Source organism: Streptomyces dioscori, assembly GCF_003024195.1.
GTDB lineage: Bacteria > Actinomycetota > Actinomycetes > Streptomycetales > Streptomycetaceae > Streptomyces > Streptomyces dioscori.
Window position 1 is genome coordinate 187208 of record NZ_KZ679052.1, and the last position, 26710, is coordinate 213917.

The 26710-nt window shown below is 70.9% G+C and carries 21 protein-coding genes, 4 tRNA genes and 1 other RNA gene; 14 read left to right on the forward strand and 12 right to left on the reverse strand.

Features of this window, described 5'->3' with window-relative positions; translation table 11 throughout:
- Positions 1-85: 85 nt before the first annotated feature.
- Positions 86-1075 carry an aldo/keto reductase gene (locus C6Y14_RS32995; RefSeq protein ID WP_263973114.1) on the reverse strand — a complete coding sequence of 330 codons (990 nt, stop codon included), beginning with the start codon at positions 1073-1075 and terminating at the stop codon, positions 86-88.
- A 246-nt stretch (positions 1076-1321) separates the two neighbouring features.
- Here C6Y14_RS32995 and C6Y14_RS33000 point away from each other — a divergent pair, with 246 nt between their 5' ends.
- Positions 1322-2221, forward strand: coding sequence for an AraC family transcriptional regulator (locus tag C6Y14_RS33000; RefSeq protein ID WP_107020546.1), 900 nt, complete (start codon positions 1322-1324; stop codon positions 2219-2221).
- 42 nt (positions 2222-2263) lie between these two features.
- Here C6Y14_RS33000 and C6Y14_RS33005 read toward each other — a convergent pair whose 3' ends face one another.
- A complete protein-coding gene (locus C6Y14_RS33005) occupies positions 2264-2698 on the reverse strand; it encodes a MarR family winged helix-turn-helix transcriptional regulator (RefSeq protein ID WP_107020547.1) in 435 nt (144 codons plus the stop codon).
- 123 nt (positions 2699-2821) lie between these two features.
- Between C6Y14_RS33005 and C6Y14_RS33010 the strand changes: the two genes are divergently transcribed.
- Entirely contained in the window at positions 2822-3268 is a 447-nt protein-coding gene (locus C6Y14_RS33010; protein WP_107020548.1) for a PaaI family thioesterase, read from the forward strand.
- Positions 3269-3502: 234 nt separating this feature from the next.
- Here the strand turns inward: C6Y14_RS33010 and C6Y14_RS33015 are convergent, their stop codons facing one another.
- Together C6Y14_RS33015 and C6Y14_RS33020 are read right to left on the reverse strand one after the other, a co-directional pair.
- Entirely contained in the window at positions 3503-3997 is a 495-nt protein-coding gene (locus tag C6Y14_RS33015) for a hypothetical protein (RefSeq protein ID WP_107020549.1), read from the reverse strand.
- 441 nt (positions 3998-4438) lie between these two features.
- Positions 4439-4526: transfer RNA gene (locus C6Y14_RS33020), tRNA-Ser, on the reverse strand.
- 71 nt (positions 4527-4597) lie between these two features.
- Between C6Y14_RS33020 and ffs the strand changes: the two genes are divergently transcribed.
- The 6 genes from ffs (at position 4598) to C6Y14_RS33050 (ending at position 14017) form a co-directional block, all read left to right on the forward strand.
- Positions 4598-4696: signal recognition particle sRNA small type (ffs, locus tag C6Y14_RS33025), an RNA gene on the forward strand.
- A 127-nt stretch (positions 4697-4823) separates the two neighbouring features.
- On the forward strand, positions 4824-7331 hold the full coding sequence (locus C6Y14_RS33030; RefSeq protein WP_107020612.1) for a DNA polymerase III subunit gamma and tau: 2508 nt from the start codon (positions 4824-4826) through the stop codon (positions 7329-7331).
- 326 nt (positions 7332-7657) lie between these two features.
- Entirely contained in the window at positions 7658-8917 is a 1260-nt protein-coding gene (purD, locus tag C6Y14_RS33035; protein WP_107020550.1) for a phosphoribosylamine--glycine ligase, read from the forward strand.
- 414 nt (positions 8918-9331) lie between these two features.
- Complete coding sequence (locus C6Y14_RS33040; RefSeq protein WP_199854953.1) at positions 9332-11143, forward strand: M48 family metalloprotease; 1812 nt, start codon at positions 9332-9334, stop codon at positions 11141-11143.
- Positions 11144-11500: 357 nt separating this feature from the next.
- The gene (locus tag C6Y14_RS33045) at positions 11501-13021 is read left to right on the forward strand and encodes a N,N-dimethylformamidase beta subunit family domain-containing protein (RefSeq protein ID WP_107020552.1); all 1521 of its coding nucleotides are present in this window, start codon (positions 11501-11503) and stop codon (positions 13019-13021) included.
- 96 nt (positions 13022-13117) lie between these two features.
- On the forward strand, positions 13118-14017 hold the full coding sequence (locus C6Y14_RS33050) for a phosphoribosylaminoimidazolesuccinocarboxamide synthase (RefSeq protein WP_107020553.1): 900 nt from the start codon (positions 13118-13120) through the stop codon (positions 14015-14017).
- Positions 14018-14117: 100 nt separating this feature from the next.
- Here the strand turns inward: C6Y14_RS33050 and C6Y14_RS33055 are convergent.
- From C6Y14_RS33055 to C6Y14_RS33090, 8 genes are all read right to left on the reverse strand, one after another.
- Positions 14118-14190: transfer RNA gene (locus tag C6Y14_RS33055), tRNA-Gly, on the reverse strand.
- A 35-nt stretch (positions 14191-14225) separates the two neighbouring features.
- Positions 14226-14846 carry a response regulator transcription factor gene (locus C6Y14_RS33060; protein ID WP_107020554.1) on the reverse strand — a complete coding sequence of 207 codons (621 nt, stop codon included), beginning with the start codon at positions 14844-14846 and terminating at the stop codon, positions 14226-14228.
- Positions 14843-16150 (reverse strand): sensor histidine kinase, encoded by a 1308-nt coding sequence (locus C6Y14_RS33065; RefSeq protein WP_107020555.1) that lies wholly within the window; start codon positions 16148-16150, stop codon positions 14843-14845. Before C6Y14_RS33065 ends, C6Y14_RS33060 begins: the two co-directional genes overlap by 4 nt.
- A gap of 78 nt (positions 16151-16228) precedes the next feature.
- Positions 16229-17035, reverse strand: a complete 807-nt coding sequence (locus C6Y14_RS33070; protein ID WP_107020556.1) for an ABC transporter permease — start codon at positions 17033-17035, stop codon at positions 16229-16231.
- Positions 17032-18036 (reverse strand): ABC transporter ATP-binding protein, encoded by a 1005-nt coding sequence (locus C6Y14_RS33075; RefSeq protein WP_107020557.1) that lies wholly within the window; start codon positions 18034-18036, stop codon positions 17032-17034. The genes C6Y14_RS33070 and C6Y14_RS33075 overlap by 4 nt, the downstream gene beginning before the upstream one ends.
- A gap of 147 nt (positions 18037-18183) precedes the next feature.
- Positions 18184-18256, reverse strand: a tRNA-Gly gene (locus C6Y14_RS33080).
- A 79-nt stretch (positions 18257-18335) separates the two neighbouring features.
- Positions 18336-18407, reverse strand: a tRNA-Gly gene (locus tag C6Y14_RS33085).
- Between the two features lie 393 nt (positions 18408-18800).
- Positions 18801-19118 carry a histone-like nucleoid-structuring protein Lsr2 gene (locus C6Y14_RS33090; protein ID WP_107020558.1) on the reverse strand — a complete coding sequence of 106 codons (318 nt, stop codon included), beginning with the start codon at positions 19116-19118 and terminating at the stop codon, positions 18801-18803.
- A gap of 359 nt (positions 19119-19477) precedes the next feature.
- Here C6Y14_RS33090 and purS point away from each other — a divergent pair, with 359 nt between their 5' ends.
- The 6 genes from purS (at position 19478) to purF (ending at position 26651) form a co-directional block, all read left to right on the forward strand.
- Positions 19478-19741, forward strand: a complete 264-nt coding sequence (gene purS / locus C6Y14_RS33095; protein WP_055518089.1) for a phosphoribosylformylglycinamidine synthase subunit PurS — start codon at positions 19478-19480, stop codon at positions 19739-19741.
- Positions 19738-20442, forward strand: a complete 705-nt coding sequence (gene purQ / locus C6Y14_RS33100; RefSeq protein WP_107020559.1) for a phosphoribosylformylglycinamidine synthase subunit PurQ — start codon at positions 19738-19740, stop codon at positions 20440-20442. The genes purS and purQ overlap by 4 nt, the downstream gene beginning before the upstream one ends.
- Positions 20439-22697 carry a phosphoribosylformylglycinamidine synthase subunit PurL gene (purL, locus tag C6Y14_RS33105; RefSeq protein WP_107020560.1) on the forward strand — a complete coding sequence of 753 codons (2259 nt, stop codon included), beginning with the start codon at positions 20439-20441 and terminating at the stop codon, positions 22695-22697. Before purQ ends, purL begins: the two co-directional genes overlap by 4 nt.
- 575 nt (positions 22698-23272) lie before the next feature.
- The gene (locus tag C6Y14_RS33110; protein WP_107020561.1) at positions 23273-24070 is read left to right on the forward strand and encodes a maleylpyruvate isomerase family mycothiol-dependent enzyme; all 798 of its coding nucleotides are present in this window, start codon (positions 23273-23275) and stop codon (positions 24068-24070) included.
- A gap of 86 nt (positions 24071-24156) precedes the next feature.
- Positions 24157-25044, forward strand: coding sequence for an META domain-containing protein (locus tag C6Y14_RS33115; protein WP_107020562.1), 888 nt, complete (start codon positions 24157-24159; stop codon positions 25042-25044).
- An 83-nt stretch (positions 25045-25127) separates the two neighbouring features.
- On the forward strand, positions 25128-26651 hold the full coding sequence (gene purF / locus C6Y14_RS33120; protein WP_107020613.1) for an amidophosphoribosyltransferase: 1524 nt from the start codon (positions 25128-25130) through the stop codon (positions 26649-26651).
- Positions 26652-26710 lie beyond the last annotated feature (59 nt).

Sequence of the window (26710 nt, forward strand, 5' to 3'; positions counted from 1 at the left end):
AGACGGCCAGACGGCCAAACGGCCGGAGGGCCAGACGGTCAGCCGGCCGCGCTGACCCGCCGAGGCGGCCGCCGGTCCCGGGATGTCACCAGGTCGGCATGATCGCCTCGGGGTAGCGGGACCCGGCGGCCCCCCTGGGCAGGATCTCCTGGACGCGGGCCAGGTCCTGCGGGGTGAGCGTGACGTCCGCGGCGGCCACGTTCTCGGCGAGGCGCTCCGGGCTGCGGGTGCCCGGGATCGGGACGACGTCGTCGCCCTGGGCCAGCAGCCAGGCCAGGGCCAACTGCGTGACCGAGATTCCCTTGCCCGCCGCGAGGGCGGTCAGTTCGCGGATGGCGGTCAGGTTCCGCTCGTAGTTGCCGGGCTGCCAGCGGTCGTCCCAGCTGCGCATGTCGTCGGCGGGGTACTCGGCGGCGGGCCGCACGGTGCCGGTCAGGAACCCCCGCCCGAGCGGCGAATACGGTACGAATCCGATGCCCAGCTCACGCACCACGGGCAGGACGTCGGCCTCGACGGCCCGCTCGAACACGGAGTACTCGGTCTGCAGCACCGACACCGGGTGGACGGCGTGGGCGCGCCGGAGGATGTCGGGCCCGGCCTCGCTCAGCCCGAGGTACCGGACCTTGCCTTCGGCGATCAGCTCGCCGATCGTGCCCGCCACGTCCTCGATGGGTACATCCGGGTCGACGCGGTGCTGGTACAGCACGTCGATGTGGTCGGTGCCGAGGTGACGCAGGCTGTTCTCGGTGACCGCACGGATGTGCTCGGGACGGCTGTTGAGGGCGTAGCCCTCGGCGTTCTGCGGTGCGTCCATGTCGAAGCCGAACTTGGTGGCGATCACGACGTCGCCGCGGAAGTCCCGTACGGCATGGCCGAGCAGCTGCTCGTTGCTCCCGGTGCCCATGCCGTACAGCTCGGCGGTGTCGAAGAGGGTGACGCCGAGTTCGTACGCCCGGCGGATGGTCGCGATGCCGCCGGGTTCGTCACCGGAGCCGTACGCCATGGTCATGCCCATGGTGCCGAGGCCGATCGCGCCGACGGTCAGCCCCTGCCCGCCGAGAGCACGAACGGACAGTCCACTGCTCTTGCCCTGCTGGGCGTCGTTCTGGTGGTTCTGCTGATTCTGCTGGTCATCGCCCTGCTTGCCTTGCTGTGTCATGCCGTCAACGCTAGGAGCGCGCACACCACGAGTCATGGGCCGTCGGCCGCATAGGATTGCCTGATCCTCTCAGAGCCACCGGCTTCCGGAGACGGAGACGGAGACGGAGACGGAGACAGAGACAGCGACAGAGACAGACAGCGACAGAGACAGGGAGCGCGCATGCTGGACGAACTCGCCGCGGTCATCGCCCGGCACGGCAGCGACATGTGGTCCGACACCGCGGTGCCACGCCAGCGACTGGTGACACTCGACGAGGCGGAGGCGCCGCTCGACCTGCTCTACGAGCCGATGATCTGCTTCGTCGTCCAGGGCTCCAAGAGCAGCGTCGCGGGCGAGCGGAGCTGGACGGCCGGCCGCGGGCAGGTGTTCCTCAACTCGCTGGTCCTGCCGGTCACGGCCACGTTCGAGGAGGTGCCGTACCGCTCGGCGGTCCTGCGCCTGGACGGCGGCAGGCTCGCCCAACTCCTGCTGGAACTGGAACCGGACGGCACGGATCAGCCCGTTCTCCCGGGCGCGGGCCCGGCCGGCCCGGTCACGGCACCGATGACTCCCGAGATCACCGACGCGGTCACCCGCTGGGTACGGCTGCTCGACACCCCGCAGGACATCCGCGCCCTGGCGGGCCGTTTCGAGATGGAGATCCTCTACCGGCTGCTCGGCACCGGTCTCGGCCCGACCCTGCGGCACTACACCCTGGCCGACTCGCCCGCGGCCAGGGTCCGTACGGCGGCCCGTTGGATCTGCGCACGGTTCGCCGAGCCGCTCGCCGTCGACGAGATCGCGGCGACGGCGCACATGAGCACCGCGAGCCTGCACCGCAACTTCAAGGCGGCCACGGGGATGAGCCCCTTGCGCTTCCAGAAGCACCTCCGCCTCCAGGAGGCCCGCCGGCTGCTCCTCGCCGGCAACACCACGGCGGCGCTGGTCGCGGAGAAGGTCGGTTACGTGTCCGCGACCCAGTTCAACCGTGAGTACCGGCGGACGTACGGCCTCCCGCCGGGCCAGGACACGGCACGCCTGCGCGACCGTCTGGCGGACGCGGGCACCCGGGCGATGTGAACAGCCCCCGCTCCCTCCCTCCCTCCCTCCTTCCTCTCACTCTCACTCGGCATCCCAGTGGGCAAGGCGGTCCAGGGCGGCGGAGGTCCGCGCGAAACCCTGGTCGCCGAGGAGGGCGCGCAGCTCACCGTTGAAGCGGTCGATCTCCGGCTGGGCGGCGCGCAGGGCGGCGGAGCCCTCGGCGGTGAGCTCCAGCGTCACGGCCCGGTGCTCGCGCGGATGGGCCCGCCGTACGACGAACCCGGCCGCGGTGAGCCGTGCGACGAGCGCGGTGACGGCGGACTCGCGCAGCCCCAGGGTGCGGGCGAGCTCCCGCTGGGTCCCGCCGGGCCGGTCGCGCACGGCGAACAACGCACCGAGCTGAGCGGTGGTGACCCCGGCGGCGGCCACACAACGCCGGTCGGCGACCGTACGCAGCCGAAGAGCGGCCCGCTGCAGAAGAAAGAACAACCGCTGATCGGCTTCGGGTTCGGACATGGCCCGATGTTGACAGATGAGACAGCCGTACGGGACTCTCACTTCACTAGTGAAGTGAGAGCCGCTGCATTGCCAGTGCGCGCCTCTCGTCCCCTCCCTGACGTCCGAAGCTGAGGTGCAGGTGTGAAGGACTCTCTGGACCTGGCCGCAGCCCAGGAGGCACTGGCGGCACAGCCTTTCAGCAGGCTGCTCGGCACCCGCCTGGTGGCCTTCGGCAAGGGCGAGGCGGTACTGGAACTGGACATCCGGGACGACCTGCGCCAGCAGAACGGCTTCGTGCACGGCGGCGTACTCGGCTACGCGGCCGACAACGCGCTGACCTTCGCCGCGGGCAGCGCCGCCGGAGCACACGTACTCACCTCGGGCTTCACCATCGACTACCTGCGCCCGGCCGACGGCGCCCTCCTACGGGCCCACGCCCACGTCGTCCGAGCCGGCCGCACCCGGATCGTCTCCCGCTGCGACCTGTCGACGCTGGACGCACAGGGAACGCAGACGCTGTGCGCGGTGGCACAGGGGACGATCGCGGTACGGGCCGCCGTCCACGGGGACACCGCCCCCGGTATCTAGTTCGCCCGCGGTTGAACCCCGCGGTAGGACATCACCGACGACGGCACGCTTCCTCCTCCTCCTCCTCCTCTAGAAGACCCCTTGCCGATGGCCGCCGGGAAATTTTCACGAGCCGGTCGATGAATCGCCAGGGCATCGACCACGACAGCGAAAACGATCTGGCCGACCCAGTGGTGGACGATGATGCGCCATCGGGCAGTCATGTGTACGACGAGCCGCCGCCCTGGCCGACCATCACGGGTGACGATGGGTGGACGGTGGCTGCAGATCGTTCCGCATGATCCGCTGAAGAGCATCCAGGTCGGCGAAGAATGAGCGTATGGCCAGCCGGTATTCCGGCGTCTCGAATGTCACCGCTTCCGAACACAGCAGGTCGCGTGCGGTCCGTAGCCGTTCATAGACCCCCTCGGCGGCCCGGTATACGTGATCGGGTCCGGATATGGCCACTTCCCGCAGAACGGACTTGGCGTCGGAGTGCTGCGGATCACTGAGAAAAGCGTCGTGAACGGCTCGCTGCCGAGCAAGGCCGGATTCCCCCTGAGAGGCCGCCACCGTCATACGGCTGTGCGCCTGGGCCAGTGAGGCCAGAAACCTGGCGTAAGTGATCCGCTTCACTTCCGCCCAACGCTGTTCTCTCTCGCGCCGAGAACGCAGAACGTCGGTCACCAGCGTTGCGCCGATCCCCAAAAACGCGCCGACCGCCACAACCGCCAGAGTCCCCCACTCCATGCGTGCAGGCTACGAGGTCCCCCACAAGGCGTCCATACGCTCCCGGTTTGAGCAAGGCTCACGACACGTCCCACCACCGGCCCAGCGTGACCGGAGCCAACCTCCCGGCCACGCAACACGGTGTCCAACGGTGCTGACTACCGCTGTGTCTTGGCGGATCAGTCACCGCTCGGTCGTGGAGACGGGGCGACAGTTTTGCGACCGATCCCCGTCGACGAGCACGGACGGAACCGCGGGTCATCGCCCCCACGGCGAGCAGCACGACGGACGGCAAGAACATCGTGCAGTCCACACACGGACGAGGTCAGGCGACAACGCCCGACCGCACGACGCACCGTCGGCACGGTCCGGCTCATCCCCAGGGCCGCGTTGAGACCGCAAACGTTGAAGGGCCCCACCGCAAGCGGTGGGGCCCTTCAACGTTAGTGCCCGGTGAGGCACTGGCGGAGGATACGAGATTCGAACTCGTGAGGGGTTGCCCCCAACACGCTTTCCAAGCGTGCGCCCTAGGCCACTAGGCGAATCCTCCGGGGCAAACAATACAAGACGTTGAGCAGTGCTCGCGAACTCGTTCCCCCCGCTCGGATCGGGTACTGTGTGCGCAGCCCCTCACGTGGCGCTATCTGACTGAACTCCCCCAGGGCCGGAAGGCAGCAAGGGTAGGTTGGCTCTGGCGGGTGCGTGGGGGGCGCTTGCGTTTGCGGGGTGAGGCGGAGGCCGATTCGGGCCGGTCGGCCCGAGGGTGCCGGACGTTGGCGGTGGGGCCGGGTGGGCGGGAGTCGGCGGGCGTTCCCCGTTGTCAGTGGGCGCCTATAACCTCGTGTGTGTGTCGTCCCTCGCGCTGTACCGCCGTTATCGCCCGGAGTCGTTCGCCGAGGTCATCGGGCAGGAGCATGTCACCGACCCGCTGCAGCAGGCGCTGCGGAACAACCGGGTCAATCACGCGTACCTGTTCAGCGGGCCGCGCGGCTGCGGGAAGACGACCAGTGCGCGCATCCTCGCGCGCTGTCTGAACTGCGAGCAGGGACCTACGCCCACACCGTGCGGCGAGTGCCAGTCCTGCCGGGATCTCGCGCGCAACGGGCCCGGGTCCATCGACGTCATCGAGATCGACGCGGCCTCCCACGGTGGTGTGGACGACGCCCGTGACCTGCGTGAGAAGGCCTTTTTCGGGCCCGCGAGCAGCCGGTACAAGATCTACATCATCGACGAGGCCCACATGGTCACGTCGGCCGGTTTCAACGCGCTGCTGAAGGTCGTCGAGGAGCCGCCGGAGCACCTCAAGTTCATCTTCGCCACCACCGAGCCCGAGAAGGTCATCGGGACGATCCGCTCGCGTACGCATCACTATCCGTTCCGGCTGGTTCCCCCCGGGACCCTGCGGGAGTACCTCGGCGAGGTCTGCGGACGTGAGGGCATGCCCGTCGAGGACGGGGTGCTTCCGCTCGTCGTGCGGGCCGGCGCGGGCTCCGTGCGTGACTCGATGTCCGTCATGGACCAGCTCCTCGCGGGCGCCCGGGACAACGGTGTGACGTACGCCATGGCCACCTCACTCCTCGGATACACGGACGGCTCGCTGCTCGACTCCGTGGTCGAGGCCTTCGCCGCGGGTGACGGCGCCGCCGCCTTCGAGGTCGTCGACCGTGTCATCGAGGGGGGCAACGACCCCCGGCGGTTCGTCGCCGACCTGCTGGAGCGGCTGCGGGACCTCGTGATCCTGGCGGCCGTGCCCGACGCTGGTGAGAAGGGGCTCATCGACGCCCCCGTGGACGTGGTGGAGCGGATGACGGCCCAGGCCGGCGTCTTCGGCGCCGCCGAGCTGAGCCGCGCCGCCGACCTCGTCAACGCCGGGCTGACGGAGATGCGGGGGGCCACCTCGCCCCGCCTCCAGCTCGAACTGATCTGCGCGCGCGTGCTGCTGCCCGCGGCCTACGGCGACGAGCGGTCCGTCATGGCCCGCCTCGACCGGATCGAGCGCGGCGTGAACTTCAGCGGGGGAGGGGCAGGAGGCGGACTCGGTGGCGGGGTCGGTGGGCCCGCCGTCGGTTACGTGCCTGGGCCCGACGCACACCCGGGGGCCCAGATGGGAGCCCCCGCCGGACAACCGGGACACGCGGGGATGCCGGGCGGCGGGGCCGCCGCCGCTCGCGCCGCCGTGCGGGGAGGGGGCGTGGGACAGGCGCCCGGAGCTCCCGGTCCCGGCCCCGGTCCCGGTCCCGGCCCCGGTTCCGGCCTCGGTTCCGGTCCCGGCCCCGGTGGTGATGCGGGAGCCGGGCCCGCCCACGGACCAGCAGCTCCCGCGGCCGCGTACACACCCCCGCCCGCTCCCGTCGAGCCGGCTCCCAGCCACAGTCCCAGCCCCAGCCACAACCCCAGCCTCAGTCCGGTCGCGCCTGCCGCCCACGCACCCACCCCCGCTCCCGCCGCGGAACAGCCGGCCGCCCCGGGCGCCGGTGGTGCGCCCGGTGCCTGGCCCACCGCGACGGCCGTGGGCAGCGGGCGGCGGCCGGGCGGCTGGCCGACCACGGCAGGCGCAGGCGGGGGGCAGCCCCCGTCCGGAGGGTCCGCCGCGTCGGGCGCCCGCCCGGCACCGGCGTCCGCGCCCTCCCAAGCGCCTTCCGCCGCCGCCTCCTCGCAGGGGACCGGCGGCCCCGCCGCGTACTCCGCTCCTCCGAGCGGTGGGCCCGACCCCCGTACGCTCTGGCCGAACATCCTGGAGGCGGTCAAGAACCGTCGCCGCTTCACCTGGATCCTGCTCAGCCAGAACGCCCAGGTGACCGGTTTCGACGGCACCACGCTCCAGATCGGCTTCGTCAACGTCGGAGCGCGGGACAACTTCGCGAGCAGCGGCAGCGAGGAGGTGCTGCGGCAGGCGCTGTCCGAGCTGTTCAACGTGACCTGGAAGATCGAGGCGGTCATCGATCCTTCCGGAGGTTCGGCGCCCCCGCCCGCGCCCGGTGGCGGCTTCGGTGGCGGTGGCGGTGGTTACGGCGGCGGCTACCCGTCGGGTGGCGGCGCTGCTCAGGGCACGGGCGCGCCCCGCCCCGCCCCGCAGCAGCCCGCCGCCCCGGCTCCGGCGCCCGGGCCGTCCTCCGCACAGTCCCAGAACCGCCCGGCGCCCGCCTCCGCCTCCGGTTCCGGCTCCACGCCCTCGTCCGCGCCGGCGCACCAGCCCCCACCCCGCCCCGCCGCCCAGGAACCGCCTCCCATCTCCCCGGAGGACGACACCCCGGAGGACGACGACCCCGACCTCGACGAGTCGGCCCTCTCCGGCCACGAACTGATCGTCCGAGAACTGGGAGCGACGGTCCTGGAAGAGTTCACGAACGACTGACCGACCAACGCCCCACCCGGGCAGACCCACCGAGCACAACCCCGCCCCCGCCCGCCTGCCCACTCAAGGGGCGCGGGGAATTGCGCCCCAGCCCCCAGCCCGCGCCCCCCGACACACAACCCCGCCCCCCACCCACCCAAGGCGCGCAAGGAACTGCGCACCCAGCCCCCACACTGCGGCACTGGACGTACGACCTTGACCCCCACCCACCCAAGGGGCGCGGGGAACTGCGCGACAAGCCCCCACCCACCCGGCACAGATGCCGAACCGTCCAGCTGCCCGACACCAGATCCCCCGCCGGCCAGCCGCCCGCTACGCTGACCCCCGTGAACGTCCTAGTAATCGGCGGCGGTGCCCGCGAACACGCCCTGTGCCGTTCCCTCTCCCTCGACCCCGACGTCACCGCGTTGCACTGCGCCCCGGGCAACGCCGGTATCGCCGACGTGGCCGAGCTGCACGAGGTGGACGCCCTCGACGGCAAGGCCGTGGCCGCGCTGGCCACGGATCTCGGCGCCGAGCTGGTGATCGTCGGCCCGGAGGCACCCCTCGTGGCCGGAGTCGCCGACGCCGTGCGCGAGGCGGGTATCCCGGTGTTCGGGCCCTCGCAGGACGCCGCCCAGTTGGAGGGCTCCAAGGCCTTCGCCAAGGACGTGATGGCGGGTGCGGGCGTCCCCACCGCCCGCTCGTACGTCTGCACGACCCCCGCCGAGGTGGACGAGGCACTGGACGCCTTCGGCGCCCCGTACGTCGTGAAGGACGACGGGCTCGCCGCAGGCAAGGGCGTCGTCGTGACCGACGACCTCGCAGCCGCCGCGGCCCACGCCAACGCCTGCGACCGCGTGGTCATCGAGGAGTTCCTCGACGGCCCCGAGGTCTCGCTCTTCGCGATCACCGACGGCGTGACGGTCGTCCCGCTGCAGCCCGCCCAGGACTTCAAGCGGGCCCTGGACGGCGACGCGGGTCCCAACACCGGCGGCATGGGCGCGTACTCGCCCCTCCCGTGGGCCGACCCGAAGCTGGTCGAGGAGGTCATGCGGACCGTTCTGCAGCCGACCGTCGACGAGCTGCGGCGCCGCGGCACCCCGTTCTCCGGGCTGCTGTACGCCGGTCTCGCGATCACCTCGCGCGGGGTACGGGTCATCGAGTTCAACGCCCGCTTCGGCGACCCCGAGACCCAGGTCGTCCTCGCCCGCCTGAAGACGCCGCTCTCCGGCATCCTTCTCGCGGCCGCGAACGGCACCCTCGCCGACCTCGAACCCCTGCGCTGGAGCGACGACGCGGCCGTCACCGTGGTCATCGCCTCGCACAACTACCCCGGCACCCCTCGCACCGGCGACCCCATCGAGGGCCTCGCCGAGGTGGCGGCGGAGGACGCCCCGCACGCGTACGTCCTGCACGCCGGTACGAAGCGGAACGGCGACGCCGTCCTCAGCGCGGGCGGCCGGGTGCTCTCGGTCACGGCGAGCGGCAAGGACCTCACCCAGGCCCGCACCCGCGCGTACAGGGCGGTCGACCGGATTCGCCTCGACGGCTCCCAGCACCGTACGGACATCGCGGCGAAGGTCGCGGAAGCCGCCGCGGAGTAGCTTGAGGTAACCCTCGGTCACGGGCTGCCACCTGCACCGTTTCCCGCCACGCGACACCCCCGGCAGCCCGCACCCAGCCCGCACCTAGCGCACGCCCGGTGCATGCTCAGCACCCCCACAGCACCCCCACGGCACCCTCGGGCCCCGGATCCGGCACAGGATCCGGGGCCCTTTCGTCAGCCACCTTTAGCCAAAGCCATTCCATCGAGTGACCGATCCCCCATCCGGCTGACGAGGGGCGGGGCCCCAACTAGGGTGCGGCGCAAAGCGTTCCGGCACTTGGCCCACCGGCATTGCGATGTCAGTCGCGGGTGCCACAGTGGGGGAGTGAGCAACACCATGGACGTCCGCCGGCGGTGGCTGGGTATGCACACGCCGGGCGGGCAGTAGGGGGTGACACCGGTCGTGTCCGGTATGGGAGTGGAGTTGGGCGCGCACACCGCGCGCTCACGGGCTCTCGCCGTGCTGCGCATCCGCAGCAGGGCGCTGGCTCTCGCCCTGCTGCCCGCGGCCGTCGCCGTCGTCCTGCTCGTCGGCGGGTCGACCGGGCACATCGACGGCCCTGGCTGGGGCGTGGTGCGCGCGGTCGTGACGGGGTTCGCCGTGTTCGTGCTGCTGTGCGCGGTGGGTGTCGCGCTGCTCGTCGCCCGTTCGCGGCCCGCCATGAGCCCGACGGTCCCGGTCGCCGAGGAGTCGGCGCCGGACCTGTACCGCATGGTGCGGGATCTTGCCGAGCGCCTCGAAGTGCCCGCGCCCTCCGCGATAGCGCTCACCCCGGACTGCGACAGCTGGCTGGAGGACCGCACCCACCCGGCCCACACCCCGCCCCGCCCGGAGTCCGGGGACGAGATGGAGGGCGGCCGGGGCCTTGGCCTCGCCCACCGGCGTACGCCCGCCGCGCCCGTCCTCGTCATCGGCTCCCCCTTCCTGTGGTGGATGCGGGTCGGCGAGCTGCGGGCGGTGCTCGCCCCGGTCGTCGCGGGTACGGGACCTTCGGCGCACCCCGACATAGCCGCGGCCCGGAGGTTCGTACGCGGTCTCGACGCGGCCGTGGCAGTGGCCTCGGAGCCCTCGCGCGGACCCCTGACCGGGATGGTGCTGGGCGTGGCCGGCTGGGTGGCGAGGGTCATGCTGCGCGGCTGCCGGGTGCACGCGGCGGAGATGGAGCGGGGCGTGGCGACCGCGGCGGCGGAGCGTGCGCAGACGGTGGACTACGGCCTGCGGATCGTCGCCCAGGAACAGGTCGGTCTGGCGTACGCGGGCTGGGACCGGCTGCTGACCAGGGTCGCACTGCCCGCCTGGCGCATGGGGCGGTGGCCGTCCCGGCTCGACGCGGGTGTCGTCGCGGCGCTCACCGAACTGTCCCGGCGTGACCGGCTGGCCGAGGGCTTCACCTCCCGGCTCGGCGAACGGCCCGCCTGCGATCTCCTGGAGGAGCCGGGCGCCATCGACGAGGCGACGTCCCTGCTGGCCGCGCGCCTCTTCCACGGCGGCCCCGCCGAGACCGGACCCGACTGGGCCCCGGTCGACTGGGCGGAGTATCCGGACGAGGTCGTCGACCGCAAGTGGCGTACGGACGCGGCACGGCTCCATCGCGTACTGGACGGACTGGGCGTGAGCCGCACGGCGGGTCCGGGGACATCGGAGCCGGAGGGCCCGACGCTGGACCGCGTGATGGACCACCTGACGTCCGCCGCGCCCCCGGAGGGCGAACAACGCACCACTGAAGGCACAGACACCGACGCGACGGCGTACGAGGCCGACGGCGGCCCGGAGAGCGACGAGGACGGCGTTCCGGCGACCGAGCGGAGCGCGGCGCTCGCGGCGGTGCTGAGCGCCGAGCTGGCGCGCGAGGAGGCCGCGACGACCGCCGGGCCGACGGGTTCCGCGGCGCCCTCGACGGCCTCCGCGGGACAGGGGGGCCCCGATCTGGCGCTCTGGGACGACGGCGCGCTGCCGCTCTTCCCGCTGCAACCGCCGCGGACGGGTCGCGAGTTGCTCGGCGACCATGTGACGGCGATGGTCTGCTGCGCGGCGATGGACACGGCCGGGGCGATGCCGGGGCTCGACTGGCTCGACGGCCCGTCGCTCCTCGTCGACGGCGAACGCTCCGCGGACCTGGGCCCCCGAGTCCTCAGCCTCATCGAGGAAGGCGACCCGGCCCCCCTACGAGCCTGGCTCCTGGACCTAGGAGTACGCGCAGAAAAACCAGTCAGACTGGTCTGACCCCGCCCCCCTCAGGGGCACGAGGAACGACACGCGCACCCCCACCCACCCAGGGGCGCGGGGAACGGCGCGAGCAACCACGACGCTCCCGCACACCCCCATACCCCCGCACCCCCACCCCCTCAGGGGCGCGGGGAACGGCGCACCCAGCCCCCACGAACCCGCACGTCACGAACAACCCCCGCCCACCCCCACCCCCACCCGCGCCCCCATCTCCCCGCCCGCCGCAGGCAATTAGCGACGAACGGTGACCGCACGCATGCGTAATGTGATGTGCTGGGTCCACCCGTGCCCACCCGTGCCTACCCGTGCGCGGCGGCACGTATGGGCAAGGACGTACGAGGGAGGGAACGTCACATGGGGACCGAGCAGATCCGCCGATGGGAGTCGGGAGCGCTGGCGCACGCCGTCACGGACCCATTCGGACAGGGCCCCGTCCCCTGGCTGCGCGGCAGCGAGAACTACTTCGACGACACGGGCCACGTCGTCCCCTGGTACGTAGACCACACCCCACCCCCCGGCGCGACCACCGCCCACGACCGCTACCGAAGCACCGGCCCACGCGTCCCCACCTCGCGCGCGACCGCCGGAGACCCCCGCTCGGCCGATGACGTCCACCGGCAGATCAAGGGGTTCGCCTCCACCGGCGCGGTCGCCCCCGGCGAGGCCGTCGACTTCCACATCACGGTGGACCCGCCCCAGCAGTTCGGCGTGGACATCTACCGCATCGGCCACTACGGCGGCGACGGCGCCAGCAAGATCACCACCAGTCCGCGCCTCTCCGGGATCGTCCAGCCGGCCCCGCTCACCGCGGACCGTACGGTCTCCTGCCACCACTGGTGGCTCTCCTGGCGGCTGCAGATCCCGTCGTACTGGAGCATCGGCGCGTACGTCGCCGTCCTGACCACCGACGACGGGCACCGCTCCCACATCCCGTTCACGGTCCGCGACGACCACCCGGCCGACCTGCTGCTCGTCCTGCCGGACATCACCTGGCAGGCGTACAACCTCTATCCGGAGGACGGCCGCACGGGCGCGAGTCTCTACCACGCGTGGGACGAGGACGGCCGGCTGCTGGGCGAGGCCGACGCCGCGACGACGGTCTCCTTCGACCGTCCGTACGCGGGCGCGGGCCTGCCCCTGCACGTGGGCCACGCCTACGACTTCATCCGCTGGGCCGAGCGCTACGGCTACGACCTCGCGTACGCCGACGCCCGCGATCTGCACGCCGGCCGCATCGACCCCACGCGCTACCGCGGCCTGGTCTTCCCGGGACACGACGAGTACTGGTCGACGACCATGCGCCGTACCGTGGACGTCGCCCGCGAGCAGGGCACCTCGCTCGTCTTCCTCTCCGCCAACACCATGTACTGGCAGGTGGATCTCGCGCCCTCCCCGTCCGGCACCCCCGACCGCCTTCTCACCTGCCTGAAACGCCGTGGACCGGGCAGACCCGCGCTGTGGCGGGAGATCGACCGCCCGGAGCAGGAGGTCCTCGGGATCCAGTACGCGGGCCGGGTCCCCGAGGCCCACCCCCTCGTCGTCCGCAACGCCGACCACTGGCTGTGGGAGGCGACCGGAGCCCACGAGGGCGACGAGCTGGAGGGCATGGTCGCGGGCGAGGCCGACCGTTACTTCCCCCGGATCGCGCTCCCCGAGCACCAGGGCCGCATCCTCCTCTCGCACTCCCCGTACCGGGACACGGAGGGGACGATCCGCCACCAGGAGACGTCCCTGTACCGCGCGCACTCCGGGGCTCTCGTCTTCGCGGCGGGCACCTTCGCCTGGTCCCCGGCCCTGGACCGGCCGGGGCACACCGACGCCCGGGTCCAGCGGGCCACCGCCAACCTCCTCGACCGCATCTGCAAACGCGACTGAGGCCGCCCTCCGGCCGCTCCGGACCGACCCTTGGCCGAGCGCGGGCCTCCCGTACGGGAGAATCGAGCCAGTCAGCCAGAACCCCGGGGAGGAACCGTGTCCGGATTCGTAGAAAAGCCCGAGCCCCCTCAGGTTCCGGGTCTGGTGCACCTGCACACCGGCAAGGTGCGCGACCTGTACCGCAACGAGGCTGGCGACCTCGTGATGGTCGCCAGCGACCGCATCTCCGCGTACGACTGGGTGCTGCCCACGGAGATCCCCGACAAGGGCCGCGTCCTGACGCAGCTGTCGCTCTGGTGGTTCGACCAGCTCGCCGACCTGATGCCGAACCATGTGCTCGGCACCGAACCGCCGCCCGGCGCTCCCGCCGACTGGCAGGGCCGCACGCTGGTCTGCAAGTCCCTGGAGATGGTCCCGGTCGAGTGCGTCGCCCGCGGCTATCTCACGGGTTCCGGCCTCGTCGAGTACAACGAGACCCGTACCGTCTGCGGCCTCGCGCTCCCGCACGGGCTCAGTGACGGCTCGGAGCTGCCCGCCCCGATCTTCACCCCGGCCACCAAGGCCGCCGTCGGCGAGCACGACGAGAACGTCTCGTACGAGGAGGTCGCCCGGCAGGTCGGTGCGGAGACCGCGGCCCAGTTGCGGCAGGCGACGCTCGCCGTCTACGGCCGCGGCCGTGACATCGCGCGCGAGCGCGGAATCCTCCTCGCGGACACGAAGTTCGAGTTCGGCTTCGACGGCGAAACGCTGGTCGTCGCCGACGAGGTGCTGACCCCGGACTCGTCCCGCTTCTGGCCCGCCGACCAGTGGGAGCCGGGCCGCGCGCAGCCCTCGTTCGACAAGCAGTACGTACGCGACTGGCTGACCTCCGCCGAGTCCGGCTGGGACCGGAAGAGCGAGCAGCCGCCGCCGGCCCTGCCCCAGCTGGTGGTGGACGCGACCCGTGCCAAGTACGTGGAGGCGTACGAGCGCCTGACGGGCACGCCCTGGACCTGAGCGGACCGCGGCGCCCACCCACGGGCGCTGCGGCCAACGAAGGAACCCCCGGTCGATGACCGGGGGTTCCTTCGTTTTTGCTGACTGACTTCCTACGCTGAGCGGACGACCAGGTTCGAACTGGCGACCTCAACCTTGGCAAGGTTGCGCTCTACCAACTGAGCTACGTCCGCGCCGCGCGGTGGCTTTCGCCGTGGCGCGAGAGCAACTATACCCAACCTCGCTCGCGTGCGAGACGCACCGCCGAGTGCCGGTTCTCGGCTCCGAGTTTGGACACGGCCGACGACAGATAGTTCCGTACAGTCCCCTGCGACAGCGCGGCCCGCTCCGCGATCTCCGCGACGGGCGCCCCGTCGGCGGCCAGCTCCAGCACCTCGGCCTCGCGCGAGGTGAGCGGCGAATCCCCGGCGGAGATCGCGTCGGCGGCCAACTCGGGGTCGACGTAACGGTTTCCCGCGTGGACGGTACGGATGATCTCCGCGAGCCGTTGCGCGCTCACCGTCTTCGGGACGAAACCGCGCACACCGGCCGTCAGTGCCCGCTTGAGATGGCCGGGGCGCCCATGGCTCGTCACGATGAGCACGCGGCAGGCGGGCAGTTCGGTCCGCAGCGATGTGGCCACCCTCACACCGTCGGCCCCGGGCATCTGCAGATCCAGTACGGCCACGTCGGGTTCGTGCGCCAGCGCCATCGCCAGCGCCTCGGGCCCGCCGGCCGCCTCCGCCACCACGAGCAGATCATCCTCAAGACCCAGCAGCGCGGCGAGCGCCCCCCGGATGAGGTGCTCGTCGTCGGCGAGCAGCAGCCGGATGGGTCGTACGGATGTCATGGGGTGACCTCTTCACTCACTGAGCGCGAAACGGTGTCCGACGAGGAGGCGGACGACGAACCTGCCGGGAAGGCGGACGAGGAGGTGGGAGGCAGGGGCACGTCGGCCACGACCCGGAAGAGGCCGCCGTCGACGGGCCCCGCCTCCAGCGTCCCGGCCACCGCGGCCAGCCGCTCCCGCAGCCCGGCGAGACCGGACCCGCCGCCGGGCCGCCCGGCGGCCCCTTGCGCGGCGGCCCGCTCCACCCCGTCGTTCTCGACCGTGAGGACCACGTGGTTCCCCGCCGTCTCCAGCGTCACGCGGCACCGCCGGGCGTCGCCGTGCCGCAGTACGTTCGTGGTGGCCTCCCGTACGACCCAGCCGAGCGCCGACTGGACCGCCGGGGGCAGTCCGGTCGCGGAGCCGGTCACCGAGCAGTCGACCCCGGCCGCGGTCAGCACACCCTGCGCACCGGCGAGTTCGGCACCGAGGTCGGCCTCGCGGTAGCCCCGTACCACCTCGCGGACCTCGCGCTGCGACTCGCGGGCGATCCGCTGCACCTCGATCATCTGGTCCACGGCCTCGGGGCGTTCGCGGCGGGAGAGCTGGACGGCGAGTTCGCTCTTCAGGGCGATCACCGCGAGGTTGCGGCCCATCACGTCGTGCAGGTCGCGTCCGAAGCGGAGCCGCTCCTCGGCGACGGCGAGGCGGGTCCGGGTCTCGCGGGCCGCGTCCAGCTCGTACACGGCGTCGAGCAGCCAGACGGAGAAGACGGAGGTGAAGACGAGGCCGCCGCCGCCGAACAGCACCGCGAACGCCGTTCCCAGCGAGGCGTCCCCGTCGAGGCCCAGCGCGAACGCCATGAGTCCCGCGTACGCGGCGGTGCCGGCCACGAGCCCGAGGACGCGCAGCCGGCCGCGTACGCCGAGCGCGATGGTGCCGGTGCCGAAGATCAGCACGCCCACACAGACCGGGACCACCGCCGACGTCGTGTCCTCGCCGCCCGGCCCGTGTCTCACCAGGCTGAGCGCGGCGGTCCCCAGCAGCACGGAAGCGACGCCGAGCACGACGAGCAGGCGTACGGGCTGTTCACGGGTACCGCGCGTCCAGTCGAGCGACCTGGACGCGGTCACTCCGCACAGCACGGCGTGGGCGCACAGCGGCAGCACGAGCCAGACGGCGAACCCGGCTCCCACCTGCCCGAAGACCGGCAGCCCGATCGCGGTGACCTCCACCAGCGGAAAGAAGTGGAAGGACCAGCGGGTGTACGTCTCGACCTTCGCCAGCGTGCTCTTCCCGCGCCACCAGCGACCCGGCCTGCGCATTCCCGAACTCCCGATTCCCATGACCGACCGTCCCCGTTTCCGTCGCCGCTCCGCTCTGGTGCACTGCGCGGGCCGGGGTCAGCGCCTCGGTTCCCAGCGGAACCACTTGTGTACAGCAAACACCGCGAGCACGATCCAGGCCAGCGCCGTCGCGAGCGCGCCCAGGGTCTCGGACGTGGAGAGGTTCCCGGCCCAGCCACCGCGGATGAGGGTGATCACCGGGGACAGCGGCAGCAGTTCGCAGAACCTGGCGAGCCGGTCGGGCATGACCTCGAAGGGCACGACGGTGCCGGAGCCCACCATCGATATGAGCAGCAGGGGCATCGCCGCGACCTGGGCGCCCTCCACGCTCCTGCTGAAACTCGCGGTCACCGCCGCGAGCGCCGGCCACATCATGAGCCCCAGCAGCAGCCCCAGGACGGCGAGGAGGGGTGCCTCGGGCGTTCCCACGTCCATGAGCGCCGCGCAGGCGGCCGTCAGCACCAGGCTCTGCACCAGGCCGATGAGGACCGACGGGACCGCGGCACCCATGAGGATCTCGGCGTCCCGCAGCTCCCCGGTGCGCAGCCGCTTGAGCACGAGCTCCTCACGACGGGCCGCGTAGACGCTCACCAGCGAGCTGTAGACGGCGAAGAGCAGGGAGAAGCCGATGGCGGAGGGCAGGATGACCGAGCCGACCGAGAGACCGGACCCCTTCAGGTCCATGTCCTCGACCGTCGAGCGAAGGCTGAGCGGCAGGATCAGCGGCACGAAGACGGCCGCGAAGAAGGTGGCCCTGCTGCGTGCGAGGAGGGTGAGTTCGGCCCGGGCGAGGGAGGTCATGCGCCCCACCGCGGTCACGGTCGACTCCGCGGGTGCGGTCCTGGTCACGGTGTCCGCGCTCATGCCACATGCTCCTTCTCGGAAAACTGGGACTGTTCCGTCTGCCCTGCCTGCCCTGCCCGTTCCGCCTGGGCGTCCTGCTCCGAGACGTGCCGTGCGATCCGCAGGAACGCCTCCTCCAGGGACCCCGACCGGATGTCGAGCCCCCGCAGCTCGACACCGGCCTGTTCGGCCCATGTCAGCAGCCCGGTGGCGGCCCGCTGCAGTTCGTTCGTACGCAGCCGTATTACGCGTCCGGTGACCTCGTGTCCGGTGACGCCGAGGGAGTCGAGCGGCGGCAGATCGCCGGGGAAGTAGCCGCTGGGCAGTTCGAAGGAGATGCGCGACGGCTGGGAGGCGGTCACCTCGGCAGGGGTTCCGGAGACCGCGATCTTCCCGGCGTGCAGGATCGCGAGCCGGTCCGCGAGCCCTTCCGCCTCCTCCAGGTAGTGGGTGGTGAGCAGCACGGTCGTGCCCTGCGCACGCAGTTCGCGCACCAACTCCCAGGTCTCCTGGCGCCCTTCGGCGTCGAGGCCGGTCGTCGGCTCGTCCAGGAAGAGCACCTCGGGCCGTCCGAGGAGCGCGAGTGCCAGGTCCAGGCGCCGCTTCTCCCCACCGGACAGCTGCTTCACGCGTACGTCGGCCCGGCGGGTGAGGCCGACCAGGGACAGCGCCTCGCTCTCGGGGCGGGCCCCGCTCGTGCAGCCGGCCCACATGCGTACGGTCTCCGAGACGGTCAGCTCGGAGGGGAAGCCGCCCTCCTGGAGCATGAGGCCGATGCGCGGGCGGACGGCGGAGCGTTCGGAGTACGGGTCGTGGCCGAGAACGCGCACCTGGCCGCCGGACGGCCGGGCGAGGCCCTCGATGAGTTCGACGGTGGAGGTCTTGCCCGCGCCGTTGGTGCCGAGCAGTGCGAAGAGTTCGCCCCGGGCGACTTCGAAGGAGACCCCTCGGACCGCCTCGAACCCTCCCCCGTAGACGCGTCGGAGATCAGTGACCTCGATCACGGGCTCATTCGTATTCATGACTCAAGCGTCCCCGCGGACGACGGCCTTCGGCAGTGCGCGCTGTCACTGGTGGACATGACAAATGTCAGACGGCCGTGAACCGGACGGCAGAGCAGGCGCATACGAGAAAGACCCCGGTCATATGACCGGGGTCTTTCTTCGCTGAGCGGACGACCAGGTTCGAACTGGCGACCTCAACCTTGGCAAGGTTGCGCTCTACCAACTGAGCTACGTCCGCATTGCCTCCGACCGGCTTTCACCGATCGGCGCGGGCACCAGCCTACCTGATCGAATGAACGACCAGACCGGCGATGCAGAGCGGGTGACAGGAATTGCACACTGCGCCTTCCCCCTGGAAGGGGGATGTTCTGCTACTGAACTACACCCGCGTGACTCCGGTGAGCCGGGCCTTTCGGCCTTGCCCCTCGGCGTGCTCCGAACTCTAGCCGATCGCCCGGGGTACAACGCAAGTCGACTACCCCCAGGCCCGAATGAACCCCGACCCACAGCGCCGACCCCCACCCACCCAAGGGGCGCGGGGAACGGCGCGCTCAACCCCCAGGAACCCGCACCCAACACAGGGCCTGGCCCCCACGCACCTCAGGGGCGCGGGGAACTGCGCGACCAGCCCCCACGGAACCGCACCCGACACACAACACCGCATGCACAACGCACACCGCCGGCAGGCGACCGCAGGGGCCCGGAAAGGAGTCCGACCCCCGAGCGGCCGAACTCCCCGCAGAGCACCTGAGCACCCTGAGCACCTCAAAACCCCACAAGCCCTACTGCGCAGCAGTAAAAGCCTCATACACCCGCTTGGGAATCCGCCCCCGCGCAGGCACCTCCAACTTGTTGGACTGCGCCCAAGCCCGCACAGCCGCAGGATCCGGCGCCACCGCCGTCTGCCGGTACGCCTTCCCGGACCGCGACCGCTTGCGCCCGGCCTCCACATACGGCTCAAGCGCCGCACGCAACTGCTCGGCATTGGCCGGATTCAGGTCGATCTCGTACGACTTGCCGTCCAGACCGAAGGCGATCGTTTCCGCCGCTTCCGAGCCGTCGATGTCGTCGGAGAGAGTGACTACGACACGCTGCGCCACGAATATCGGTCCCTTCGTGCGGCACCTATCCGACGACGTGCGACGACGTGTCGAGATGCCGACTGTCCGACTGCTTTTATGGGTGATTGGGCAAAGTATCGGCTATTGCCAATTCATTTGTACAGTGCCCGGCAATCCAATGTGAAGCTCGACTAAATCCCCTGGCGTGTCCCCAGGCAATAGGGGGCCCGGTCTCGATCCGGATCTTTCCCAGGATTTTTCGTGAAGGCAGCCCGACGATAGGTTCTCGATGCGCAATCGTGATGACGGTCACGTAGATTCCTACGAATCTACTCGCGTAGAAATTTTGTACGGGTAGTCTGAACGAACCTGCTCAGCACCACACACCGGGAGTGCCAGTGGCACGCGTCGTAGTCGACGTCATGCTCAAGCCGGAGATCCTCGACCCCCAGGGCCAGGCGGTGCAGCGTGCACTGCCGCGCCTCGGTTTCGAAGGCATCTCCGACGTCCGTCAGGGAAAGCGATTCGAACTGGAAGTGGACGGACCGGTGGACGACACCGCGCTCGCCCGCATCCACGAACTCGCCGAATCCTTCCTCGCCAACACCGTGATCGAGGACTTCACCGTCAAGGTCGAGGAAGTCGCGGAGGCCGGAAAGTGACCGCTCGTATTGGCGTCGTCACTTTCCCGGGAAGCCTCGACGACCGGGACACCCAGCGGGCGATCAAGCTCGCCGGCGCCGAACCCGTCGCTCTCTGGCACAAGGACAAGGACCTCAAGCAGGTCGACGCCGTTGTCCTGCCGGGTGGTTTCTCGTACGGCGACTATCTGCGCGCCGGTGCGATCTCGCGCTTCTCGCCGGTCATGGCGACGGTGATTGAGCAGGCGAAGTCGGGAATGCCGGTGCTCGGCATCTGCAACGGCTTCCAGATCCTCACCGAAGCCCATCTCCTTCCCGGCGGGATGCTCGGCAACGACCACCTCCACTTCATCTGCCGCGACCAGAAGTTGAAGGTGGAGAACGCGGAAACCGCCTGGACCGCGGACTACGAGTCCGGCCAGGAGATCCACATCCCGCTGAAGAACATGGACGGGCGGTACGTCGCCGACGAGCGCACCCTCGACATGCTGGAGGCGGAGGGCCGCGTCGTCTTCCGTTACGTGGTCGGCGGCGCGTTCGCCGACGGTTTCGGCAATCCCAACGGCTCGCTGCGGGACATCGCCGGCATCTCGAACGAGGCGGGCAACGTCGTCGGTCTGATGCCGCACCCGGAGCACGCTGTCGAACCCCTCGTCGGGTCCGGCCGCACCGACGGCCTCCCCTTCTTCACCTCGATCCTCAAGAAGCTGGTCAACGCATGAGCCGGACGCCTCTGGACACGGTCGAGCACGCGGCCGAGACCCCCGACGTCGAGCTGCCCTGGGCCGAACTCGGCCTGAAGAAGGACGAGTACGAGCGGGTCGTGGAGATCCTCGGCCGCCGTCCGACCGGTGCCGAGCTCGCCATGTACTCGGTCATGTGGTCCGAGCACTGCAGCTACAAGTCCTCGAAGGTGCACCTCCGCCAGTTCGGCGAGAAGGCCCCCCAGTCGGACGCCCTCCTCGTCGGCATCGGCGAGAACGCCGGCGTCGTCGACGTCGGCCAGGGCTACGCGGTCACCTTCAAGGTCGAGTCGCACAACCACCCGTCGTACGTCGAGCCCTACCAGGGCGCGGCCACCGGCGTCGGCGGCATCGTGCGCGACATCATCGCGATGGGCGCACGCCCGGTGGCGGTCGTCGACCCGCTCCGCTTCGGCGCGGCGGACCACCCGGACACCAAGCGCGTACTCCCCGGTGTCGTCGCGGGCATCGGCGGCTACGGCAACTGCCTGGGCCTGCCCAACATCGGCGGCGAGGTCGTCTTCGACGCCTGCTACCAGGGCAACCCGCTGGTCAACGCCGGTGCCATCGGCGTCATGCGGCACGAGGACATCCACCTCGCCAAGGCGTCGGGCTCCGGCAACAAGGTCATCCTGTACGGGGCCCGCACGGGCGGCGACGGCATCGGCGGCGCCTCCATCCTGGCCTCCGAGACCTTCGACGACGCCAAGCCGTCGAAGCGTCCCGCGGTCCAGGTCGGCGACCCCTTCCAGGAGAAGCTCCTCATCGAGTGCACCCTGGAGGCATTCGCCGAGAAGCTGGTCGTCGGCATCCAGGACCTGGGAGCGGCCGGACTGTCCTGCGCCACCAGCGAGTTGGCGTCCAACGGCTCCGGCGGCATGCGCGTGACGCTGGACGACGTACCCCTGCGCGACTCCACGCTCTCGCCCGAGGAAATCCTCATGAGCGAGTCGCAGGAACGCATGTGCGCGGTCGTCGAGCCGTCGAAGGTCGACCGCTTCCTGGAGATCTGCGACAAGTGGGACGTCATCGCCACGGTGATCGGTGAGGTCACCGACGGCGACCGCCTGGAGATCTTCTGGCACGGCGGCAAGATCGTCGACGTCGACCCGCGCACGGTCGCGCACGACGGCCCGGTCTACGAGCGTCCGTACGCCCGCCCGCACTGGCAGGACGCGCTGCAGGCGGACGACGCGAACAAGCTTCCGCGGCCCGCCACCTCGGAGGAACTGCGCAACCAGGTCCTTCAGCTGGTGTCCTCCCCGAACCAGGCCTCCAAGTCCTGGATCACCTCCCAGTACGACCACTTCGTGCAGGGCAACACGGTGCTGGCGCAGCCCGAGGACTCGGGCATGATCCGCATCGACGAGGAGTCCGGGCTCGGGGTGGCCATCGCCACGGACGGCAACGGCCGGTTCGCGAAGCTGGACCCGTACACGGGTGCGCAGCTCGCGCTCGCCGAGGCGTACCGGAACGTCGCGACGACCGGTGCCAAGCCGCTCGCCGTCTCCGACTGCCTGAACTTCGGTTCGCCCGAGGACCCGGCCGTCATGTGGCAGTTCGCGGAGGCCATCCGCGGACTGGCCGACGGATGCCTGCAGTTGGGCACGCCGGTCACCGGGGGCAACGTCTCGCTCTACAACCAGACGGGCGAGGCGGCCATCCACCCGACTCCGGTTGTCGCGGTCCTGGGCGTCATCGACGACGTCGCCCGGCGCACGCCGGTCGCCTACCGGGAAGAGGGCCAGCTCCTCTACCTTCTCGGCGACACGCGTGAGGAGTTCGGCGGTTCGGCCTGGTCGCAGGTCGTCCACGACCACCTCGGCGGACTGCCGCCGGCCGTGGACCTGGAGCGGGAACGCCTCCTCGGCGAGATCCTGATCTCCGCGTCCCGTGACGGCATGATCGACTCCGCGCACGACCTGTCCGACGGCGGTCTGATCCAGGCCGTGGTCGAATCGGCGCTGCTCGGCGACAAGGGGGCGCGGCTCGTCGTGCCCGACGGGCTCGACGCGTTCACGTTCCTCTTCTCGGAGTCCGCGGGCCGCGCCGTCGTCGCGATCCCACGCTCGGAGGAACTGCGCTTCACCGACATGTGCGGTGCGCGGGGCCTGCCGGCCGTGCGTATCGGTGTGATCGACGGTGACGCGGTCGAGATCCAGGGTGAGTTCGTTCTGCCCCTCTCGGACCTGCGCGAGGCCCACACCCGCACGATCCCTGCGCTGTTCGCCTAACACCCACACGAAACCCGGCCCCGCCCAGCAACCGGGCGGGGCCGGGTTCCGTCTGCGGCCCGGTGGGGGCTGGTCGCGCAGTTCCCCGCGCCCCCAAAAAGCAACGGGCGGCGAGGCCCGTATCCCGTCTCCCGCCCGGTGGGGGCGGGCCGCGCAGTTCCCCGCGCCCCTGGGGGGCACCGGCGAGCGCGGCTGCACCAAGCGACCCCGGCGCCCCCTCCGCCCGCGCCCAGCCCCCACGCCGCCGCGGACGAAGCACCCCGGTGCACCCCGGCTGCTTTCAGGGGCGCGGGGAACTGCGCGCCCAGCCCCCACGCCGCCGCAGTCGAAGCACCCCCGTGCACCCCGGCTGCTCTTAGGGGCGCGGGGAACTGCGCGCCCAGCCCCGACGGCGCCGCAGCCGAAGCACGTCGGTAAATCCGGCGGCTTCGCCGTCAGGGGCGCGGGGAACTGCGCGCCCAGCCCCCACCGCGCCGCAGACAGAACCCCACCCCCGCTCACCCACCCCGCAGTCGCGGACCCACCCCCGCTCACCCATCCCGCAGGCGCACCCCCGCCCCGCATAAACTCCCCCCATGCCCCCGGCCAAGAAGCGTCCCCGCGCCTACGATCCGGTAAAGACCCGCGCCGCGGTCCTCGCCCAGTTCGGGAACGTGCGGGCGGCGGTGCGGACCCTCACCCCCGGCCGGCTCGCCGCACCCGCGGGCCTCGGCGACTGGACCGTACGGGAGTTGGCCGTGCATCTGACCATGGCGCTGGAGGCGGTCAGCCGCGGCCTGGACGGGCCGGAGCCGGCGACCCCCGCGCTCGCCCTCCTCGACTGGCCGTCCACCACCGCCCCCCGCGCCGGCGAGGTCGACGGCGACGTCCACGCGCTCGCCGCCGCCGAACCGGACCTCGACGCGCTGTACGAGCGCACGGAAGCCCGGTTCGGGGAACGGCTGCCGGACGCCAGGGACGGCCGCCTGCTCACCACTCGCGTGGGAGCGATGACCGTGGCCGACCACCTCGTCACCCGCACGGTGGAGCTGGTCGTTCACACCGATGACCTGAACGCGGCCGTCCCGGGGCTCGACATCCCCTACGACCGCCACGCCCTCGCCACGTGCACCCGCCTGCTCGCCGACGCCCTCGCCGCGAAGGCGCCCGGCGCCTCGACGGAGGTGCGCGTACCGCCGTACGCCGTCGTGCAGTGCGTGGAGGGCCCGCGCCACACCCGCGGCACCCCGCCCAACGTCGTGGAGACGGACCCGCTCACCTGGATCCGTCTCGCGACCGGGCGGACGGCGTGGCAGACCGCCCTCGACGACGCGAAGGTCAGCGCGAGCGGAGAGCGCGCCGACCTGGGCGCCCTGCTCCCCCTCATGGGCTGAGCCGGACGGCCGGACCGGGAACCGCCCGTTGCGCGGCCGTTACCCCGTGAGGGAACCAAGCACCCCACCCGCCCCGTCAAAGCGGCATGCACACGCAGCGACGCAACCTCAGCGCCCTCAGCCCGCGGGTCGGCCTCAGCGCCCTGGCGGTCACCGGACTCCTCGCCACGGCCGCCTGCGGCACGGAGAGCGGCAGCGGCGACAGCGGCGGCAAGGATCCCGGTTCGAGTTCCGTCGGGACCCGGCAGGACACCGGGCTCACCGGCACGCAGTGGAACGTCGACAGCGTGACGGCCAAGGGGAAGACGCAGGACGCCCCGGCCGGCGCGCACGTCGAGTTCGGCAAGGACGGCAAGGTGGGTGGCAACTACGGCTGCAACCACTTCGGGGCCACCGCCGAGATCGAGGGCGACACGATCACGATCGGCGACGACACGTTCAAGACCGAGATGGCCTGTACGGCCGACGGCACGATGGGCTTCGAGTCGAAACTCGGCGAGGTCATGTCCGACAGCACGATCAAGGCCGACGTCAACGGCGACAGGCTGACGCTCACCACCGAGGACGGCTACACCGTGAAACTCACCGCCGACAAGCCGGCCGACCTCTACGGCACCAAGTGGAACGTCACCGGCACGGTGAAGGCCGACAAGAAGGCCGACACCAAGGGCGGCTCCGCCGTCGCCCTGGCTTCCGAGGCCGAGGGCAAGGTCCATCTCACCTTCGACGAGAAGGGCACCGTCCGTGGCGAGCTCGGCTGCAACAAGGTGACGGCGAAGGCCACGGTCGGCGACGGCACTATCACTCTGGGCGCGCCGGGCACCACCCGGAAGATGTGCTCCGACTCACTCATGGACACCGAAAGGTCCCTGCTGGCGCTCTTCGGCGGCACCGTGAAGTACACGCTGAAGGGCAGCAACCTGACCCTGACCAGCGAAAACGGCGCTGGCCTGGAAGCCGTCGCCGCGAAGTGACCCCGGACGGGCGGCGTCTCACCGCGCCGCCCGGGCACTTCCCCAATTCGGACCAGTGGTCGATCTCGCCTACACTCGGTGGCGTGCCACGTGGTGACGGTCGACTCAGTCATGATCTGCTCCCCGGCGAGAAAGGACCCCAGGACGCTTGCGGCGTCTTCGGAGTCTGGGCTCCCGGTGAAGAGGTCGCCAAGCTCACTTACTTCGGGCTCTACGCCCTCCAGCATCGAGGCCAGGAATCCGCGGGAATCGCGGTCAGCAATGGCTCTCAGATCCTCGTCTTCAAGGACATGGGGCTCGTTTCCCAGGTCTTCGACGAGGCGTCCCTCGGTTCCCTGCTCGGTCATATCGCGGTCGGTCACGCCCGCTACTCGACCACCGGGGCCTCCACCTGGGAGAACGCCCAGCCGACGTTCCGTGCCACCGGGCACGGCTCGATCGCGCTCGGCCACAACGGCAACCTCGTCAACACGGCGGAGCTCGCCGAGATGGTCGCCGACCTCCCGAAGCAGGAGGGCCGCACCCCGCGTGTGGCGGCGACCAACGACACCGACCTGCTGACGGCCCTGCTGGCCGCCCAGGTCGACGACGACGGCAAGCCGCTGACCATCGAGGAGGCCTCCGCGAAGGTCCTCCCGCAGGTCAAGGGCGCCTTCTCGCTCGTCTTCATGGACGAGCACACCCTCTACGCCGCCCGTGACCCGCAGGGCATCCGCCCGCTGGTCCTCGGGCGCCTGGAGCGCGGCTGGGTCGTCGCCTCCGAGTCCGCCGCCCTCGACATCTGCGGCGCGGCCTACGTCCGCGAGATCGAGCCGGGCGAGTTCGTCGCCATCGACGAGAACGGACTGCGAACCTCCCGATTCGCGGAAGCGAAGCCCAAGGGCTGTGTCTTCGAGTACGTGTACCTGGCCCGCCCGGACACCGACATCGCCGGCCGGAACGTGTACCTCAGCCGGGTCGAGATGGGCCGCCGCCTCGCCAAGGAAGCTCCGGTCGAGGCCGATCTGGTGATAGCGACCCCGGAATCGGGCACGCCCGCCGCGATCGGTTACGCGGAAGCCTCGGGCATCCCGTTCGGTGCCGGTCTCGTGAAGAACGCGTACGTCGGCCGGACCTTCATCCAGCCTTCACAGACCATCCGCCAGCTGGGCATCAGGCTGAAGCTGAATCCCCTCAAGGAAGTCATCAAGGGCAAGCGGCTGGTCGTCGTCGACGACTCGATCGTGCGCGGCAACACCCAGCGCGCCCTGGTCCGGATGCTCCGCGAGGCGGGCGCGGCCGAGATCCACATCCGGATCTCCTCGCCGCCCGTGAAGTGGCCCTGCTTCTTCGGCATCGACTTCGCCACGCGCGCGGAGCTGATCGCCAACGGCATGTCCATCGAGGAGATCGGCACGTCCCTGGGCGCCGACTCCCTCTCGTACATCTCCATCGACGGCATGATCGAGGCCACCACCATCGACAAGCCGAACCTCTGCCGTGCCTGCTTCGACGGCGAGTACCCGATGGACCTCCCGGACCCCGAGCTGCTCGGCAAGCAGCTCCTGGAGACCGAGCTGGCCGCGGGCCCCGCGTCGGCCGCGTCCGACGCGATCCGTCGCCCGTAAGACCTCGCAGCGATCTCGCAGCGACACCGCTGTACGAGCTGTACGACACGAAAGTTCTC